Here is a 17,668-nt window from a genome sequence, read left to right on the forward strand (position 1 = left end):
TTGGCAAGATAATACAGCAACTGCCCTTCGGACCTGCTCGACAGCAGGGCGCCAAGCGCCCAATTCCGGGGTATGAACGGTCCTTCCCCTGTCCTGCGCTGCGCAGTGTTCGGCGCTTCCGGCGGCATCGGCGGTGCGCTCGCGGCGGCATTGGCCGCGCGGGCCGATGTTGCCGAAGTCCACGCCGGATCGCGGCGGGGCGATGCACCATGTGGGGGCAAGCTGAAGCCGTTTGCGTTCGACTTGCAGGACGAGGCGAGCATTGCCGCCGCCTGCACTGGTATCGGCGGGCCGCTCGACATGGTGCTCATCGCCACCGGCCGGCTCACCCGCGCGGATGGGACGGGGCCGGAGAAATCGTACCGCGCGCTGAGCGCCGAGGGCATGGCGGAACTCTTTGCGGTGAACACCATCGGCCCGGCACTGATCGCGAAGCATGCGCTGCCACTGCTGCGGCGCGACGGACGCGCGGTGTTTGCCGCGCTTTCGGCGCGCGTCGGTTCGATCGCGGATAACCGGCTGGGCGGCTGGCATGCTTACCGCGCCAGCAAGGCGGCGCTGAACATGCTGGTGAAGAACCTCGCGCTGGAACTGGCGCGAACCCACCCGCAGGCCATTGCGGTGACGCTGCATCCGGGCACCGTCGATACCGGGCTTTCCGCCCCCTTCCAGCGCGGGGTGGCGGCGGAGAAGCTGTTCACGCCAGCGCTTTCGGCCGGGGCGCTGCTGGGGGTGCTGGAGAGGCTGACGCCGGGGGATAGCGGCGGACTGTTTGCGTGGGACGGGGCCGCGATTCCGTTCTGATCTGCCTCAAAACCCCCGGATCACCTCTAGGAACCGGTCGCCGTAGGCTTCCAGCTTGCGTGCGCCAACACCGCCAATGGCGCCGAGGTCCTGCTGGGTGGTGGGCCGCCGCGCCGCCATGTCGCGCAGGACGGAATCGTGGAAGATCACGTAAGGCGGGACGCCGGCTTCTTGCGCAAGCTCGCGGCGGAGGTTGCGCAAGGCTTCGAACAGGGGTTCGCCCACCGGGTTGGGCACGGCTTCGCCGCTCCGGCGGCGGCGGCTGGTGCGATCAGTCTTGGGCGCGACGACGAGATCGAGCCGACCTTCGCCCTTGAGCAGCGCGCGGGCATCGCCGCCAAGCACGAAGCCGCCGTGTTCGTTGGTGACGAGCGTGCCGCGCGCCTGCAGCGCGCGCGCGACAGGGCGCAGGAGCGGCGCCTCATCGCCGGGGACAATGCCGAATACCGAAAGCTGATCGTGGCCGCGATCGGTAACGCGTTCGTCGGCTGCGCCGGTGAGCACCTTCTCGAGGTAGCCAAGGCCGAACATCTGCCCCGTGCGATAGACCGCGGAGAGCAGCTTGCGCGCCAGCTGCGTCGCGTCTGTCACCCCGGGCGCGTGGAGGCAATTGTCGCAATTGCCGCAGCGTTCGGGCGGGTTCTCCCCGAAATGGCGCAGGAGAACAGCGCGGCGACACGTGTGGGTTTCGACAAGACCGGCGAGCGCATCGAGGCGCACCCGTTCGCTGGCGCGGCGGTGCTCCTCGACTTCGCCGATGCGCATGCGGGCGCGGGCGAAATCGTCTGCGCCCCAGAGCATCAGGGCGACGGCATCATCCCCGTCGCGCCCGGCGCGGCCGGTTTCCTGATAGTATCCCTCGATCGATTTGGGCAGGCCCGCATGGGCAACGAAGCGGACGTCGGGCTTGTCGATCCCCATGCCGAAAGCGACCGTGGCGACCATGACCATGTCTTCGGAGGCGACGAACGCGGCCTGATTGGCGGCGCGCACGTCTGCCGGCAGGCCCGCGTGATAGGGCAGCACGCGCCGACCCTGCTTTCCGGGCCCGCCTGCCGAGAGCTGATCGGCCAGTTTCTCCACGCCATTGCGCGTGGGCGCATAGACGATCCCCGGCCCTGGCTGTTCGGCCAGAAGGGCCTTCAGCTGGCGCAGCGCGTTGTCACGCGGGGTGATGTGATAGCGGATATTGGGCCGGTCGAACCCGGCGATGATCAGGCCTGCATCGGGGATGCCAAGCTGGGCGAGGATATCGGCGCGGGTGTGTCGGTCTGCCGTGGCGGTGAGCGCGAGGCGCGGGACATCCGGAAAGGAATCGAGCAGTGGGCGCAGCAGGCGGTAGTCTGGCCGGAAATCGTGGCCCCATTCGGAGACGCAATGCGCCTCGTCGATCGCGAAGAGCGCGATGGGGGCGCGGGCGAGAAGATCGCGGAAATGCGGCTGGCTGGCGCGTTCCGGAGCGATGTAGAGCAAGTCGAGCTGGCCGCTGCGGAAACGCTCAATCGTCTGCTCGCGGTCCATATCGACGCTGGTCAGCGCGGCTGCGGCAAGGCCATTGGCATTGGCTGAGCGCAGCTGATCGTGCATCAGCGCGATGAGCGGGGAGATGACCACGCAGGTGCCCGGCAGCATCGCGGCGGGGAGCTGATATGTAAGTGACTTGCCCGCGCCGGTGGGCATCACCGCGAGCGTGGATTGCCCCGCCAGCACCCGGCTGACCACTTGGTCTTGCACGCCCCGGAAGCTCGAAAAGCCGAAGATGCGGGCAAGGGCGGCCAGTGACGCAGATCGCGCGTCGTCCAGGGTTTCGGGGCTGATCGTCGACACGAAACTGCCATGGCAGATCGCATGGACTAAGGAAAAGCCCTATTGGCTCCGTGGCGGATTATCCCCGGCTTATCGGCCGCGCACTCGCGCGATCACCGCTTCCTCGGCGGCGGTGAAGGCGCTTGCACCCTTGGCTGCGTCATCGGGCACCGCCGTGGTGAAGAAGGCGACCCCGCGGCCGGTTTTCGGATCGAGCCAGAGGCCGGAGCGCAGGGCATAAGCCTCGCCGGGATGGCCGAGCCGGGGGACGCCATCGCCGAAGGGATCATCGTGGCAGCCTTCCATGCGGTTCGCAATCGGCTGGAGGCCGAGGCCATAGGCGCAGAAAAAGCCATCGGGCTCGCCATTTTCGCCAACACCATTGTGCCCGTTGAGGCTCCACTCAGGGGTGGTGAGCGCGGCGTAGCTGGTGGGCGAGAGGAAGCCGCGCCCGCCGCGCGCGAGCATCTGGCCGATGCGGGCGAGATCGCGCATCGCAATGCGCAGACCGCCCTGCGGCGAGAACAGCGCGCCGTTCCAGCCGGGGGTATAGGCGGCAAGATCGCAGGGCTTGCCCTCGATCACCACGACCGGGCAGGCGGGCAATGCGCCCTTGAGATCATCCCGCGCGACGCTGCCATCGGCGCGGTAGAGCACCACCGCGCGGGCGGCTGCGGCGGCATCGCAGCCCGACCAGTTGTAGCAGGCGGAAAGCCGCAACGGCTTCAGGACAAGGCGCTGCATCAGGCGATCGAAGCGTTCGCCCGTGGCAGCTTCCATGACCGAGGCGACCACCGGGAAATTGAGGTTTGTATAATGGAACCAATCATCCCCGGGGCCATGCGCGGAATCCCAGGCGCGGGGATCGGCCAGGCGCTGGCGCAGCGTTTCGCCGAGCGGGATGATGTAGTCCGCGCCGTCGGTCAGGCCCGATCGGTGCGAGAGAAGCAGGCGCAGGGTGATCGGGCGATCCGGGAACTGCGGGTGGCGCAGGGGCCAGCCGAGCCAGACCGAGACATCGGAATCGAGATCGAGCTTCCCCTCGTCCACCAGCCGCAGCACGCCGAGCGTGGTGACGAGCTTGGAAATCGAGGCCACGCGGACCGGATCATCGGCAGTGGCCTTGCGGCCGGTGGCGCGGTCCGCCAGCCCTTCGGCGAGGACCGGACGGATCGTATGGCGATCAAATGTCACGGCGATGGTTGCGGGCGGCTCTGCCCGCACAGCTGCCGGGAGCAAGATCGCGGCGAGGAGGGCGAGAGCCGCCCTCACCCCTGGCCCGCCCCGAGCCCCAGCCCCAACCGAGCAAGGCGCGGGCGGACGTTGGGCACTGTCAGCATCGTGCTGGCGACGGCCATCAGCAGCATGGCGGTGAAGGTTTCCGCGGTGATGATCTGCTTGTCGAGCAGCACGTTGACGAAGATGATCATGATCAGCGCCTTGGTCTGGAGCATCCAGCCGATCACCGCAGCCTCGCCCTTTTTCCAGCCGAGAATGCGGCCGGCAAGATGCACGCCGGCAAGCTTGCCGATCACGGCTGCGGCAAGGAACAGCCCCGCCGCGCCGAATACGGCCGCGCCGCCAACGCCCCAGTTGGTGCGCAGGCCGGTCGAGAGGAAGAACACCGGCATGACCGCAAGCAGCAGGAATTCGCGAAAGGCATCGAGCCGCTCGCGGCTGTACCACTTGGCATCGAGCACCGCGCCGGCAAGGAACGCACCGACCATGAAGTGCAGGCCCGACCAGTCTGCCGCGAAGCCGCAGGCCGAGAGCCAGACAAGGCTGACGTACCAGCGGTCATTCTCGCCGATCCGAGCAACGAGTTGACGCACCGCCCAGGCCGCAGCCGTGAAAATGACGAGGAACAACCCCTGCCGCCCGACCCGCTCCCAATCCAGCAGGATCAGCGCGAGGACGCCCCAGATCAGCACGTCATCAAGGCTGGCATAGCGCAGCAGGCGTTGACCGAAGGGCGTGCGGAAGATGGCGAGCTTCTCCATCAGCAGCACGAGGATGGGGAGCGCCGTGACCGCACAGGCCATGCCGATGCCGAGCACGGCCTGGCCGAAGTTCCCCTTGGGCCCGATCCAGCCCGGCTCCTGTAGCAGGAGTGCGGCCACCCCCGCGCCAAGCAGGAGCGGGAAGATCAGCGCGCAGCCGGCAGTGATCGCCGTCTCGCGCCAGTTGCCGAGCGCATCGCCGAGATCGAGTTCGAGCCCTGCGGCGAACACGAACATCATCACCGCCCACCACGCCACACCGTTCAGCGCGCCGATGACCTGCGGGTTGAACACGAAGCTGTAGTATCCGGGAAACGCGGCGCCGAGCACGCCGGGTCCGAGGATGATGCCGCCGACGATCTGCACCACGACCAGCGGGGCGTAATGGTCCGTCCGCAGCAGGCGCCAGACCGCATAGGGCACGGCAAGGATGATCGTCAGCGCGATCAGGAAAATCTCGGAGGTGCTCATCGTCGGCATGACGTCAGGCTTCTAATGTCTCCGGCGGGCAAGGGCTATTGCCTTGCCCGCCGGGACGGCAGCAGGTCGGGGATAAAGCCAGGCGTTAACACCGGGCCGCTCTGGATCGCTTTGCTGCGCCCGCAATGACGAGGGAGGGGGCGGTATGCGAGCCTCTGCGATCAATCCAGATTGGGGCGCAGCCAGCGTTCCGTTGTTGCAAGATCGAAGCCGCGGCGGACAGCGTAGTCCTCCACCTGATCGCGGCCGATTCGGGCAACGCCGAAGTACTGGCTTTCGGGGTGCGCGAAGTAGAAGCCGGAGACAGCGGCGGTTGGCAGCATTGCCTGCGATTCCGTGAGCACGATGCCGGCATTGTCCTGCGCCTTCAGCAGATCGAACAGGATCGGCTTGAGGCTGTGATCGGGGCAAGCCGGATAGCCGGGCGCGGGGCGGATGCCGCGGTATTGCTCGCGGACCAGCGCCTCGTTGGTGAGCTGTTCGCCCGGCGCATAGGCCCAGAGCGTGGTGCGCACATACTGGTGCAGGCGTTCCGCGTAAGCTTCGGCGAAGCGGTCCGCGAGGGCCTTCAGGAGGATGTCGTTGTAATCGTCGTGCGCGGCCTGGAAGCGCGCGAGATGCGGCTCGATGCCGTGGATGCCGACCGCGAAACCGCCAAGCCAATCGCCCTGCGGATCGATGAAATCGGCAAGGCACATGTTCTTCCGGTCGCGGCTCTTGCGGATCTGCTGGCGCAGGAAGGGAAGCCGCACGTGGCGCTCTTCCTCAGGGAGGTAGAGCACGACATCGTCTTCCTCGCGGTGGCAGGGCCAGAAGCCCGCGACGCCCTTTGCGGTGAACCACTTTTCCGCGATGACCTGATCGAGCATCTTGCGCGCGTCGACAAAGAGCGAGCGGGCGCTTTCGCCGACGATCTCGTCATCGAGGATCGCGGGGTAGTTGCCGGCGAGTTCCCAGGCGCGGAAGAACGGGGTCCAGTCGATGCATTCGGCAAGGTCCGCAAGATCCCATTCGGGGAAGACGTGGATGCCGGGCTGTTCGGGCGGCGGCGCCTTTTCCGAAAGATCGGGCGCATAGGCATTGGCGCGGGCATCGGCGAGGCTGAGGAGGACCGAGGCCTCCTTGCCGGCGCGCAGATCACGCACGTGCTGGTATTCGTGCGCCGTCGTCTCGACAAAGCCATCGCGCTGCGTGTCCGAAAGGAGCTGGCTGGCGACACCGACCGCGCGGCTGGCATCAAGCACATGGACGACAGGGCCTTCATAGGCCGGATCGATGCGCAGCGCGGTGTGGACCTTGCTGGTGGTCGCACCGCCAATGAGCAGCGGGATAGTGAAGCCCGCGCGCTGCATTTCCTCCGCCACGGTCACCATCTCGTCGAGCGAGGGGGTGATCAGGCCGGAGAGGCCGATCATGTCGACATCTTCGGCCTTGGCCACTTCGAGGATCTTCGACCACGGCACCATCACGCCCAGGTCGATCACTTCGTAGCCGTTGCACTGGAGCACGACGCCGACGATGTTCTTGCCGATATCGTGGACGTCGCCCTTCACGGTGGCCATGATCATCCGGCCCTTGGGTCGCGCGCCGGGGAGCTTTTCCGCCTCGATGAACGGGATGAGGTGCGCGACCGCCTTCTTCATCACGCGCGCGGATTTGACCACTTGCGGCAGGAACATCTTGCCCGATCCGAACAGATCGCCAACCGTGTTCATGCCCTGCATCAGCGGGCCTTCGATCACTTCGATGGGCCTGCCGCCGCGCGCAAAGATTTCGGCGCGCGCTTCCTCGGTATCCTCGACCACATACATGTCGATGCCCTTCACAAGGGCATGCTCCAGGCGGCGGACGACGTCCCAGCCGCGCCATTCTTCGGCCGCCTTTTCGGCGACGGCATCCTTGCCCTTGTAGCTTTCGGCAAGGTTGATCAGCCGCTCGGTGGCATCCGGGTGACGCATGAGGAGCACGTCCTCGCAGGCCTCGCGCAAGGTCGGGTCGATCTGGTCGTAGATATCGAGCTGGCCGGCGTTGACGATGGCCATGTCCATGCCCGCGGGGATCGCGTGGTAGAGGAACACCGAATGCATCGCGCGGCGGACAGTCTCGTTGCCGCGGAAGCTGAACGAGAGGTTGGAAAGGCCGCCCGAGATATGGACATGCGGGCAGCGGGCCCGGATCTCGCGCGCGGCCTCGATGAAATCGAGCGCGTAGCGATCATGCTCCTCGATGCCGGTGGCGACGGCGAACACGTTGGGATCGAAGATGATGTCTTCGGCCGGGAAGCCGATGCCGAGGAGGAGATCATAGGCGCGCGCGCAAATCTCGACCTTGCGCGCCTTGGTATCGGCCTGGCCCTTCTCGTCGAAAGCCATGACGACGACGGCGGCGCCATAGTCCATGCACTTGCGCGCCGAGGTGAGGAAGGCTTCCTCGCCTTCTTTCATCGAGATCGAATTGACGATGGGCTTGCCCGAAACGCACTTGAGCCCGGCCTCGATCACCTCCCACTTCGAGCTGTCGATCATCACCGGCACGCGGGCAATATCGGGCTCGGCGGCGATCAGCTTGAGGAACGTGGTCATGGCGTGGACCGCATCGAGCAGGCCCTCGTCCATGTTGACGTCGATGATCTGCGCGCCGTTTTCGACCTGCTGGCGCGCGACTTCGACTGCCCGGGTGTAGTCGCCCGCGAGGATCAGCTTCTTGAACGCGGCAGAGCCGGTGACGTTGGTGCGTTCGCCGACGTTGACGAAGGATGAGCCGGTGGGGCGAGTTGCGGTATCGGTTGTCATTTCGGGTTCCAGTTCCCCTCCCGCAGGCAGGAGGGGCTAGGGGAGGGTGTGTTCGATTCGGGGAGCGGCAACAGGCCCTCCCCCGGCCCCTCCCGCAAGCGGAAGGGGAGATTGGTCAGGCCATCACGAACGGTTCGAGACCGGCCAAGGCTGTGGCGGTCTGGTGTCCAGGCAGCACGCGCGGCGGGAGGCCCTGCACCGAACGGGCGATGGCCGCGATGTGCTCTGGCGTCGAGCCGCAGCAACCGCCCAGCACGTTGACCTGCCCGTGTTCGGCCCATTCGTGGACGAGGCCGGCCGTGGTGGCGGGCATCTCGTCGTACTGGCCGAGTTCGTTGGGAAGGCCCGCGTTCGGGTAGACCATGATCAGCGTATCCGCGATCTGCGAGAGCGCGCGGACGTGGGGGCGCAGCTGCGACGCGCCGAACGAGCAATTGAGCCCGATGGTGACAGGGCGCGCATGACGCACCGCATACCAGAAGGCTTCGACCGTGTGGCCCGAAAGATTGCGGCCCGAAAGATCGGTCAGTGTCATCGAAAGCATGATCGGCACTTCGCGGCCGAGCTGCGCCTCGAGCAGGCGCACGGCCATGATCGCGGCCTTGGCGTTGAGCGTGTCGAACACCGTCTCGACAAGGATGAAGTCCGCGCCGCCTTCGACGAGCGCTTCGGCCTGTTCGCGGTAGACTTCGACGAGGAAGTCCCAGTCGATCTCGCGGAAGCCCGGGTCGTTGACGTCGGGCGAGAGCGAGAGGGTCTTGTTGGTCGGGCCGATGGCACCGGCGACGAAGCGCGGGCGGCCATCATCGGCCTGGAATTCATCCGCCACGCGGCGGGCGAGCCGGGCGCTTTCGAGGTTGATCTCGCGCACCAGATGCTCGGCGCCGTAATCGGCCTGGCTGATGCGGTTGGCCGAGAAGGTATTGGTTTCGGCAATATCCGCACCCGCCGCGAAATAGGCGCGGTGGATCGATTCGGGCACATGCGGCGCGGAAAGCGCGAGGATATCGTTGTTGCCCTTCTGATCGCGCGAAAGGCCGAGCGTGCCGGCGTAGTCGGCCTCGGTCAGCTTCCAGTTCTGGATTTCGGTGCCGAATGCGCCGTCGGTGATGAGGATGCGCTTGTTGGCCTGTTCGAGCAGAGCCGTGCGGGCAGCGGATGGGGAAATCGTCATGCAGCTTGCTCCAGCGGGGCGCGTTCGGGGCGCAGGCCGAGCAAGTGGCAGATCGCGTAGGAAAGCTCGGCGCGGTTCAGGGTGTAGAAGTGGAAATCGCGCACGCCGCCTGCGTAAAGACGGCGGCAGAACTCGGCGGAAATGGTCGCCGCGACGAGTTGGCGCGAGGCGGGATGATGATCGAGCCCTTCGAACAGGCCGTCCATCCAGGCCGGGATCTGCGCGCCGCAGGCCGCAGCAAACTTGCGCGTCTGCGCGACGTTGGAGACAGGCAGGATGCCCGGCAGCACCGGCGCGGTGATCCCGGCGGCGGCGAGCCTGTCGCGGAAGCGGAAGAAGGTCTCGGGCTCGAAGAAGAACTGGCTGATCGCGCGGGTGGCCCCGGCATCGAGCTTGCGCTTCAGGTTGTCGACATCCGCTTCGACGCTGGGCGAATCCGGATGGCTTTCGGGATAGGCCGCGACCGAGATTTCGAACGGCGCGATCTGCTTGAGGCCGGCGACGAGGTCCGCCGCATTGGTATAGCCATCGGGGTGCGGCGTGAAGGGTACGCCCGGCGCGCCCATGTCCCCGCGCAGCGCGACGATGTGACGCACGCCGGCTTCCCAGTAGCTTTCCGCCACTTCGCGGATTTCGGCCTTGCTGGCATCGACGCAAGTGAGGTGCGCGGCAGCGGGGAGGCGCGCTTCCTTGATGATGCGTGCGACGGTGCCGTGGGTGCGGTCGCGCGTGGAGCCGCCCGCGCCATAGGTGACCGAGACGAAGCTGGGTCGCAGCGGGGCGAGCGTGGTCACCACTTCCCACAGCTGCTCCATCAAGGGATCGGTGCGCGGGGGGAAGAATTCGAAACTGACCCGGATATCGCCCGGCAGTCCCGCAAACAGCGGGGTATCGAGCGCGGTGCGGGCTTCACGCAGTTGATCGAAGGTTGTGGTCATTGTGCTGCCAGTCTTGGAAACTCGGTGCCGGGAAACTTGCTGATGGCGGCGCGGCCCTCGCGGCGCACGCCGGTCCAGATCTTGACGATGAGTTCGTGCCCCGGAAGCGCGCGATCACCGGCGGGATCGAACCCGGCAGCGGTGAGCAGCGCGGCAACCTGCGCGTCGGAAAAGCCGAGGCGGGCATGGGCATGCGCGGTGCGCAGTTCCTCGCGCTCGTGCGAGGCGAAATCGACGATCACCACCCGCCCGCCCGGCGCGGTGACGCGCGCGGCCTCTGCCAGCACGGCCTGCGGGGCCAGCGCATAGTGGAGGACCTGGTGGAACAGCACCGTATCGAAGCCGGAATCGGGGAATGGCAGCTGCGCGAAATCGCCCTGCACCAGGCTGACATGCCCGGCCGGCAGATGCTGCAGCCGGGTGCGGGCAAGGCGCAGCATTTCGGGGCTCTTGTCGAGCGCGGTGACATGCTGGGCGCGCGCGGCAAACAGTTCGGCAATGCGGCCGGTGCCGGTGCCGACATCGAGCAGACGACCGATCTGGCCGGAAAGCATTTCGCCCAGCGCCGCCTCGACCGGGCCATCGGCGATGTGGAGGCTGCGCAGTTCATCCCATTCGGCGGCGTGACGGGCGAAATAGTCCGCCGCGCTGGCTTCGCGCGCGGAGCGGATCACACCGAGGTGCTGTCGGTCTTCGGCGCACTGGGCCCCGAAATCGGCATCTGCGGCCTCGGCACTGATCAGCACGCGGGCAAGCGCGGTGCCGAGCGCATCGGGCGCGCCGCCCTCGCTAACCGCAGCGCGCAGAAACACCCAGCCGCCTTCGCGGCGACGCTCGGCAAGGCCGGCATCGCAGAGGATCTTGATGTGGCGCGAAACGCGGGGCTGGCTTTGGCCGAGCACTTGCGCAAGTTCACCCACGGCCAGTTCCATGCTGGCCAGCAGCCGCATGATGCGAAGCCGGGTGGGATCGGCCAAGGCGCGGAGGGTTTCGAGCACGGACATCGTGATAGGCATATAAAGTCTTCTTTATATCATGCAAGCCATATAAGGAATTCCTTATATGGTATAACAGTCCGATAACAAGCCGGGTTGGTGGTTTGAGGTTTGCCATGGCAGGGAGGGCGCACTAGAACGCGCCGGCACAGCGGCAGTGTGCCGCGAGAACCGATCATATCGAACAGCCTGAGGGACTAACATGACCAAGACCACCCAGATCAAGCGCCTCGCCACCGTGCTGGCTTGCGCGGCCGCCTTTGCGCTGAGTGCCTGCGGCAAGACCGACGACGCTTCGGCCGGCGCGACTGCCGACAACGTCGAGATGCCCGCTGACGAGCTGCCTTCGGCCGAGCCTTCGGCTGCCGCCCCGGCCCCCGCCGCCGATGCCTCGCAGGCCGCGCTGAGCGCCGAGGACGCTGCCAAGAGCGCCGCCGACAGCGCGGTTTCGGCTGCAGAGGAAGCCAAGGCCGCAGCCGCTGCTGCCGCCGAAGAGCAGAAGCCGCAGCAGTGATCGGCGCGGGGAGCATGCGCGCGGCGCTGGCCGCCGCCACGCTGCTCCCCGCAGCGCTCTGCCTAAGCGGCTGTCAGAAAGACACCGATCCGGGACCGGGCGGAGTAACCGTGGGTGAAGCCCGCGCGCTTGATGAAGCGGCGGAAATGCTGGAAAAGCGCCCTGCCCCGCCGCTGGTGGATGCGACCGTCCCGGCGGATCTCGCGACGGTTCCGGCCGCCGGGGCAACGGGCAGCGCCAGCGCGAAGCCCTAGTCGAAACGCACTTTGCCGCGCCCGGCCTTGATGGCGCTGCGGTTCTTCTTGCCTGCCAGGCGTTCGGTCTTGCCCACGCGGTTGAGCCGGGATTTCGCGCGGCGGGCGGGTAATGTCGCGGCCTCGCGCAGCAGTTCGCCGAGGCGGCTGCGCGCGTCCTCGCGGTTCTGTTCCTGCGTGCGGTAGCTGCGCGCCGTCATCACGATCTCGCCGCGCGCGGTCATCTTGCTACCGGCGAGTTCCTTGAGGCGATGGAACACTTGCGGCTCAAGGCGCAGCGCGAAAACGTCGAGGCGGATCTGCACCGCCGTCGCCACCTTGTTGACGTTCTGCCCGCCGGGCCCGGCCGAGGCGATGAAGCTTTCCTCGATCAGGCCAAGGGCGCGGGCGATCAGTTCATCGGTGGACATGACTCGGCCTCGGGTTCGGCCTCGGGTTGGGCCGCGACAAACCCCAGCGCCGCGAAATCGGCCGGGAGCGGCGCGGTGGCGGCAATCGGCGCCTTGCCTTCGCGCGGGACGGTGAGCGCGGCGGCATGGAGCATGGTGCGCCGCGCGCCCCTCGCTGCATCGGCCCCGCTGCCGTAGATCGGATCCCCGAGCAGTGCCGCACCGAGGCCAGCCAGCGCATGAATGCGGATCTGGTGGGTGCGCCCGGTTTCGGGGCGGAATTCGACGAGGGTCATACCATCCTTGCGATCAACCACGCGCCAATGCGTGACGGCAGGCTTGCCGGCGCGCGCGGGGATCATCCGCCAGCCCTTCTCCGCGCTGCTGATCTTGGACAGGTTGAGCGCGATGGTTCCAGTGTCTTCCGCGACCGGCCCGGCGACGACGCCGAGATAGACCTTCTCGACCTGCCGCGCCTCGAACGCGGCGGCAAAGCGCTTGTGCGCTTTGACGTTGCGCGCGAGGAGCAGGCAGCCCGACGTATCCTGATCGAGCCGATGGACCGCGAGCGGCAAGCGCTGGAAGCCGAGGCGCAGGGCATCGAGATAGTTTTCGAGGCTGGTGCCCCCGGCGCGCGGGCGATCGATGGGCAGGCCGGCGGGCTTGTCGATGACGAGCGCCTCGGCGTCCTCGAACAGGATGGGAAGCGTGATCATTGCGCCATTGTCATTTCAGGGCCTTGGCGATGCGGGAGAGGGCTTCGGCAAGGCGGGCATCGTCTGCCGCAAAGCTGATGCGGAAACCTTGGCTGCCGCCGAAGGCCGAGGCCGCGACGACCGCGACGCCGTGGTCCAGCAGGTGCAATGCCAGCGCCTCGTCATCCCCAAAGCGCGCCATCAGCGGGCCGGCATCGACAAGGCAGTAGAACGCGCCATCGGGCACGGGGGTGGAAAGCCCTGACACGGCATTGAGCGCGGCGACCGACATATCGCGCCGCACACGGAAGCGCTCCCGCCAATCGAGCAGGAAATCCTGCGGGCCGGTAAAGGCCGCTACGGCGGCGGCCTGGCTTATCGAGCAGGGGTTGCCCGAGGCGTGCGACTGCAGCTTGGCCATCGCGCCGATCAGCCACCCTGGCCCGGCGGAGACACCGATGCGAAATCCGGTCATCGCATGGCTTTTGGAGACGCCCGAGACTGTGAGCACCCGTTCTGCCAGATCGGGGCAGACGACCGCGAGCGTGGCGTGCGCGCCTGCGCCATAGCGGAGCGGGGCATAGATATCGTCGCTGAGGACCAGCACATCCGGGTGGCGGCGCAGGACTTTGCCGAGCGCGGCGAGATCGTCCGCGGAATAGACCGCGCCGGTGGGGTTGCCGGGGCTGTTGAGCAGCAACCAGCGGGTGCGCGGGGTGATTGCGGCTTCGAGTTGTTCGGCACTGATGCGGTAGCCGGTCGCGGGCGTGGTCGGGATCGCGACCGGTTCGGCCCCGGCGAAGCGGACGATTTCGGGGTAGCTGACCCACCACGGCGCGGGGATCAGGACTTCGTCGCCCGAACCGACGGTGGCAGCCATCGCGAGGAAGATCGCCTGCTTGCCCCCCGCGCTAACGATGACCTGCGCGGGTGGCACTTCGATGCCGAGATCGCGCGCGAAGTGGAGCGCCGCAGCCTCGCGCAAGGCGGCGGTGCCGGGGACGGCGGTGTAGCGCGTATCGCCTGCATCGAGCGCGGCCTTGGCGGCTGCGATCACGTGCGGCGGAGTGGGAAAATCGGGCTCACCCACCGAAAGCGAGATGATATCGCGGCCTTCGGCACGCAGCGCGATGGCGCGATCGGTCATCGCCGTGGTGCGCGAGGCGGCGATGCGCTGCAATGCCGGACTAAGGTGGGCGGCGCTGTAGTGCGGTTCGCTCATGCGCCGAGCAGCTTTGCGGGCATCAGGCCGCGCAGGGCATTGCCGATGAAAAAGCCCGCCTCGAGATCCTGCATCGTGACATCACCTTCGACCGCACGGCCGCTTTCGAGGAGGCTGCGGCGCAGCACGCCGGGGAGCAGGCCCAAGGCGGCGGGCGGAGTGACCAGACCATCACCGCGCGGCACGAACAGGTTGGTGAAGCTGCCCTCGGTCAGCCAGCCATCATCGCGCAGCAGCAGTGCTTCGTGCGCACCGGCCGCCTTGGCCGCGCGCAAGGCGTCTTCGTAGAAGTGGCGGTCGCTCGTCTTGTGGCGGAGGCGCCAATCGCCCTCTGCCACGGGGAGCGGGAGCACCGCGCAGATCGCGGGATCGGGCATGGCGGGCGGCATGGGGGAGGCATCGAGCGCGTGGGCGCCGCCTTTCGAGACAAGCAGCCGCACCCGCGACGGCGCATCCAGATCGAAGCACAGAACGTGGATAGCGTTGCGCAAGGCGTGGCGATCAAATTCGAAGCCGAGTTCGACTGCGCTGGCCTTCATCCGTTCGAGGTGCAACTCCAGCAGCGCAATGCCCTGCGCGGGATCGAACGCCATGGTCTCGATCAGATCGGCGCTGCTGGCCTCCAGACGCAAGACATCCCCCTTCACCAGGCATTCGCGCCATTCTGCGAGGGCTGCGGAATCCGCAACGATTGCAGAACCGACCCCCATCGTGGCGCGCCCCCGGCCCGCCCCCGGGTAGTCCGGAAGCAGCCGCACCGTGCGAATTGCCACATTGAAGGCAGCGTCACCAGCCTGTTGATCTGCCGGAACATCGATCCGCCCGATCGCGCCGCAATAGAGCCCGCGCGCGTCGCGCTCGATATCGTCGATCAGTTCCATTGCGCGGATCTTGGGCGCGCCGGTGATCGAGCCGCAGGGGAAAATCGCGCGAACGAGATCGCGCGCATCCGCGCCGGGCTGGAGCCGGGCGTGAACCGTGGTCACCATCTGGTGGACGGTGGGGTAGGTCTCGACCGCGAAGGGGGCCTCCACCCGCACGCTGCCGGGTTCTGCCACGCGGGCAAGATCGTTGCGCATGAGATCGACGATCATCAGGTTCTCGGCGAGATCCTTGACGCTGGCGGCGAGCGCGGCCTTGTAGGCGGCGTCTTCCTCCGGCGTGCGGCCGCGCGGGGCAGTGCCCTTCATCGGACGGACTTCGGCACGGCCCTGAGCCAGCGTGAAGAACAGTTCGGGCGAGACGGAGAGGTGCCAGTGCGCGCCATCCCAGAGGACCGCGCCATAGCCCGAGCGGGCATCTCCGCGCAGTGCGCGGTAGATGGCGAGCGGATCACCAGCCCACGATCCGCCGAGTTCGAAGGTGTAGTTCGCCTGATAGATATCGCCCGCCGTGATTGCGGACTTGAGCCGGTCGAAGCCGAGACCGTAGCCGCCCGGCGAAACCTGCGGATCGAGCGGGCCGAGCCGACCCGTGCCTGCCGCCGCAGCATCGAGCCAGCTTTCCGCCTCCGCCTCGGTCATCTCGCGCATTTCGGCGAACCGCGCGAACCACACGAGCGGGCCAGCCGCTCCGGTGCGGGCGGGAAGCCGAGGCGCCAGACGCGGTTCGAGCGCAAGTCCTGCTTCGTAAGCGATAATCCCTGCCCAATGGCCGGGCGCGGCGCCAATGCTGGCGAGCGCGGCTTCCACTTCCCCTGGCTGGCGCGCGATGATGATCTGCTCGGGCACGGTATAGAGCCGCGCAAGGCTTGCCCCTTCCACGCGGGCATCGTCGAGCAGGATGAAGGGGGGCTGTGTCATGCTTGCCAGCGGCCTTTAGCGGCGGACTGATCCGGATGCAAAAAGCGCTTTCCTACTCTGGCATTCCGGAGGACAAGAAATCCGGGACGAGGAAGAAACAAGCAGAGGCGCGGAAATACTGCATATGGACGATATCTACATTGGCCTCGGTGCGGGGGGCGAACGCCAGGTGCTGCGACTGGACCGGGCAAACCGGCATGGACTTGTGGCGGGGGCCACGGGCACCGGCAAGACAGTCACCCTTCAGGGCATGGCCGAGCAGTTTTCCGCGCGCGGGGTGCCGGTGTTTCTGGCGGACGTGAAGGGCGATCTTGCCGGCATCGCGATGCCGGGCAGCCCGACCTTCAAGCACGCCGACAAGATCGAGAGCCGCGCCAAGGAGCTTGGCATCGATCCCTTCACTTATGCCGACAATCCAGTGGTATTCTGGGACCTTTATGGCGAAGCGGGGCACCCGATCCGCACGACGATTTCCGAGATGGGCCCACTGCTGCTGGCGCGGCTGCTGGGCCTTAACGAGACGCAGGAAGGCGTGCTCAACATCGCGTTCCGCTATGCCGACGACAACGGTCTGCTGCTGCTCGATCTGCCCGACCTGCAGGCGACCCTGATGGCCTGCGCCGAGAATGCGAGCGAACTGGCCGGCAAGTACGGCAACGTTTCCAAGGCCAGCGTCGGCACGATCCAGCGCCAGTTGCTGGCGTTCGAAAGCCAGGGCGCGGACCGGTTTTTTGGCGAGCCCGCGTTCGAAATCAACGACTTCATCAAGACCGACGATCAGGGGCGCGGTTTCGTCAACGTGCTCAGCGCCGAGAAGCTGATGCAGAGCCCAAAGCTCTATGCCACGTTCCTGCTCTGGCTGCTGAGCGAACTGTTCGAGGCGCTGCCCGAAGTGGGTGATCCGGAAAAGCCCAAGCTGGTGTTCTTCTTCGACGAGGCGCACCTCCTGTTCGACGATGCCCCGCAAGCGCTGTTTGACAAAGTGGAGCAGGTGGTGCGCCTGATCCGTTCGAAGGGCGTGGGCGTCTACTTCGTCTCGCAGAACCCGATCGACATTCCCGAGAAGATCGCGGGCCAGCTTGGCAACCGGGTGCAGCATGCGCTGCGCGCGTTCACCCCGCGCGACCAGAAGGCGATTCGCGCCGCTGCGGAGACGTTCCGCATCAATCCCGATCTCGATGTCGAAAAAGTGATCACCGAGCTGAAGGTGGGCGAAGCGCTGGTCTCGACACTCGATGCCGATGGCGCGCCGGGGATCGTGCAGCGCACGCTGGTGGCGCCGCCGCGCTCGCGGCTGGGGCCGCTGGAGCCCAAGGAAAGAGCTGTAATCCAGTCGGTCAGCCCGTTCGACGGCAAGTATGACGCTGCGGTAAACCGCGAATCTGCCGCCGAAGTGCTGGCGCAGAAGGCAGCCGATGCGGCGGCCGCCGCGCAGCAGGTCGAGGCCGAAGGTGTGGACGCACAGCGGGCCACCGCGCGCCAGACGCCTTCGATGTGGAGCAAGGCCGGCAAGGCTGCGGTCGGCGCGATTGCCGCGTCCGCCGGATCGGTGATCGCGGCGCAGATGACCGGCAAGAAATCCCGCGCATCGCCGATCGAATCCGGTGCCAGCGCGATTGTCGGCACGATCGCAACGCAGATCGGCGGTGCGGCCTTCGGGCGGTTCGCACGCGGGCTGCTGGGCGGGCTGCTGCGCTGATATTGCGCCTGCCTGTCGTTCAACGACGGGGCCATGCGGTTCGTCGAATCCAGTTGCGGATGCAACAGGATCGGGGCAGGCAGGCAGCATTCCAACCCGGGCCA

General features: G+C 66.9%; 15 protein-coding genes. 4 read left to right on the top strand and 11 right to left on the bottom strand.

Features of this window, described 5'->3' with window-relative positions:
- Positions 1–72: 72 nt before the first annotated feature.
- A complete protein-coding gene (locus tag ACO06X_RS10380) occupies positions 73–804 on the top strand; it encodes an SDR family NAD(P)-dependent oxidoreductase (protein ID WP_421836231.1) in 732 nt (243 codons plus the stop codon).
- Between the two features lie 6 nt (positions 805–810).
- Here the strand turns inward: ACO06X_RS10380 and recQ are convergent, their stop codons facing one another.
- The 7 genes from recQ to ACO06X_RS10415 form a co-directional block, all read right to left on the bottom strand.
- A complete protein-coding gene (gene recQ / locus ACO06X_RS10385) occupies positions 811–2,631 on the bottom strand; it encodes a DNA helicase RecQ (RefSeq protein WP_421836232.1) in 1,821 nt (606 codons plus the stop codon).
- A gap of 69 nt (positions 2,632–2,700) precedes the next feature.
- Positions 2,701–3,882, bottom strand: coding sequence for a serine hydrolase domain-containing protein (locus ACO06X_RS10390; protein WP_421836233.1), 1,182 nt, complete (start codon positions 3,880–3,882; stop codon positions 2,701–2,703).
- Entirely contained in the window at positions 3,879–5,081 is a 1,203-nt protein-coding gene (locus ACO06X_RS10395; RefSeq protein WP_421839883.1) for a cation:proton antiporter, read from the bottom strand. Before ACO06X_RS10395 ends, ACO06X_RS10390 begins: the two co-directional genes overlap by 4 nt.
- A gap of 170 nt (positions 5,082–5,251) precedes the next feature.
- Positions 5,252–7,882, bottom strand: a complete 2,631-nt coding sequence (gene metH / locus ACO06X_RS10400) for a methionine synthase (RefSeq protein WP_421836234.1) — start codon at positions 7,880–7,882, stop codon at positions 5,252–5,254.
- A gap of 115 nt (positions 7,883–7,997) precedes the next feature.
- Positions 7,998–9,056 carry a homocysteine S-methyltransferase family protein gene (locus tag ACO06X_RS10405; RefSeq protein ID WP_421836235.1) on the bottom strand — a complete coding sequence of 353 codons (1,059 nt, stop codon included), beginning with the start codon at positions 9,054–9,056 and terminating at the stop codon, positions 7,998–8,000.
- Positions 9,053–9,994, bottom strand: coding sequence for a methylenetetrahydrofolate reductase [NAD(P)H] (gene metF, locus ACO06X_RS10410; protein WP_298168750.1), 942 nt, complete (start codon positions 9,992–9,994; stop codon positions 9,053–9,055). Before metF ends, ACO06X_RS10405 begins: the two co-directional genes overlap by 4 nt.
- On the bottom strand, positions 9,991–10,998 hold the full coding sequence (locus ACO06X_RS10415) for an ArsR/SmtB family transcription factor (protein WP_421836236.1): 1,008 nt from the start codon (positions 10,996–10,998) through the stop codon (positions 9,991–9,993). The genes metF and ACO06X_RS10415 overlap by 4 nt, the downstream gene beginning before the upstream one ends.
- A gap of 193 nt (positions 10,999–11,191) precedes the next feature.
- Between ACO06X_RS10415 and ACO06X_RS10420 the strand changes: the two genes are divergently transcribed.
- Complete coding sequence (locus tag ACO06X_RS10420) at positions 11,192–11,503, top strand: hypothetical protein (protein ID WP_298168757.1); 312 nt, start codon at positions 11,192–11,194, stop codon at positions 11,501–11,503.
- Positions 11,504–11,517: 14 nt separating this feature from the next.
- On the top strand, positions 11,518–11,757 hold the full coding sequence (locus ACO06X_RS10425; protein ID WP_421836237.1) for a hypothetical protein: 240 nt from the start codon (positions 11,518–11,520) through the stop codon (positions 11,755–11,757).
- On the opposite strand, the gene arfB is transcribed toward ACO06X_RS10425, so the two are convergent.
- From arfB to pabB, 4 genes are read right to left on the bottom strand one after another with little or no spacing between them, the layout of a single operon-like run.
- The gene (gene arfB, locus ACO06X_RS10430; RefSeq protein ID WP_421836238.1) at positions 11,754–12,167 is read right to left on the bottom strand and encodes an alternative ribosome rescue aminoacyl-tRNA hydrolase ArfB; all 414 of its coding nucleotides are present in this window, start codon (positions 12,165–12,167) and stop codon (positions 11,754–11,756) included. The two genes, ACO06X_RS10425 and arfB, sit on opposite strands and share 4 nt — an antisense overlap.
- Positions 12,149–12,862: an RluA family pseudouridine synthase gene (locus ACO06X_RS10435; RefSeq protein ID WP_421836239.1), complete on the bottom strand. Its 714-nt coding sequence runs from the start codon at positions 12,860–12,862 to the stop codon at positions 12,149–12,151. Before ACO06X_RS10435 ends, arfB begins: the two co-directional genes overlap by 19 nt.
- A 10-nt stretch (positions 12,863–12,872) precedes the next feature.
- A complete protein-coding gene (locus ACO06X_RS10440) occupies positions 12,873–14,063 on the bottom strand; it encodes a pyridoxal phosphate-dependent aminotransferase (protein ID WP_421836240.1) in 1,191 nt (396 codons plus the stop codon).
- Positions 14,060–15,865, bottom strand: coding sequence for an aminodeoxychorismate synthase component I (gene pabB, locus ACO06X_RS10445; protein ID WP_421836241.1), 1,806 nt, complete (start codon positions 15,863–15,865; stop codon positions 14,060–14,062). The genes ACO06X_RS10440 and pabB overlap by 4 nt, the downstream gene beginning before the upstream one ends.
- Before the next feature lie 124 nt (positions 15,866–15,989).
- Between pabB and ACO06X_RS10450 the strand changes: the two genes are divergently transcribed.
- Positions 15,990–17,564 (top strand): helicase HerA-like domain-containing protein, encoded by a 1,575-nt coding sequence (locus tag ACO06X_RS10450; RefSeq protein ID WP_421836242.1) that lies wholly within the window; start codon positions 15,990–15,992, stop codon positions 17,562–17,564.
- Positions 17,565–17,668: the final 104 nt, after the last annotated feature.

It is taken from the genome of Novosphingobium sp. (genome assembly GCF_965229225.1).
In the GTDB taxonomy this organism is placed as follows: domain Bacteria; phylum Pseudomonadota; class Alphaproteobacteria; order Sphingomonadales; family Sphingomonadaceae; genus Novosphingobium.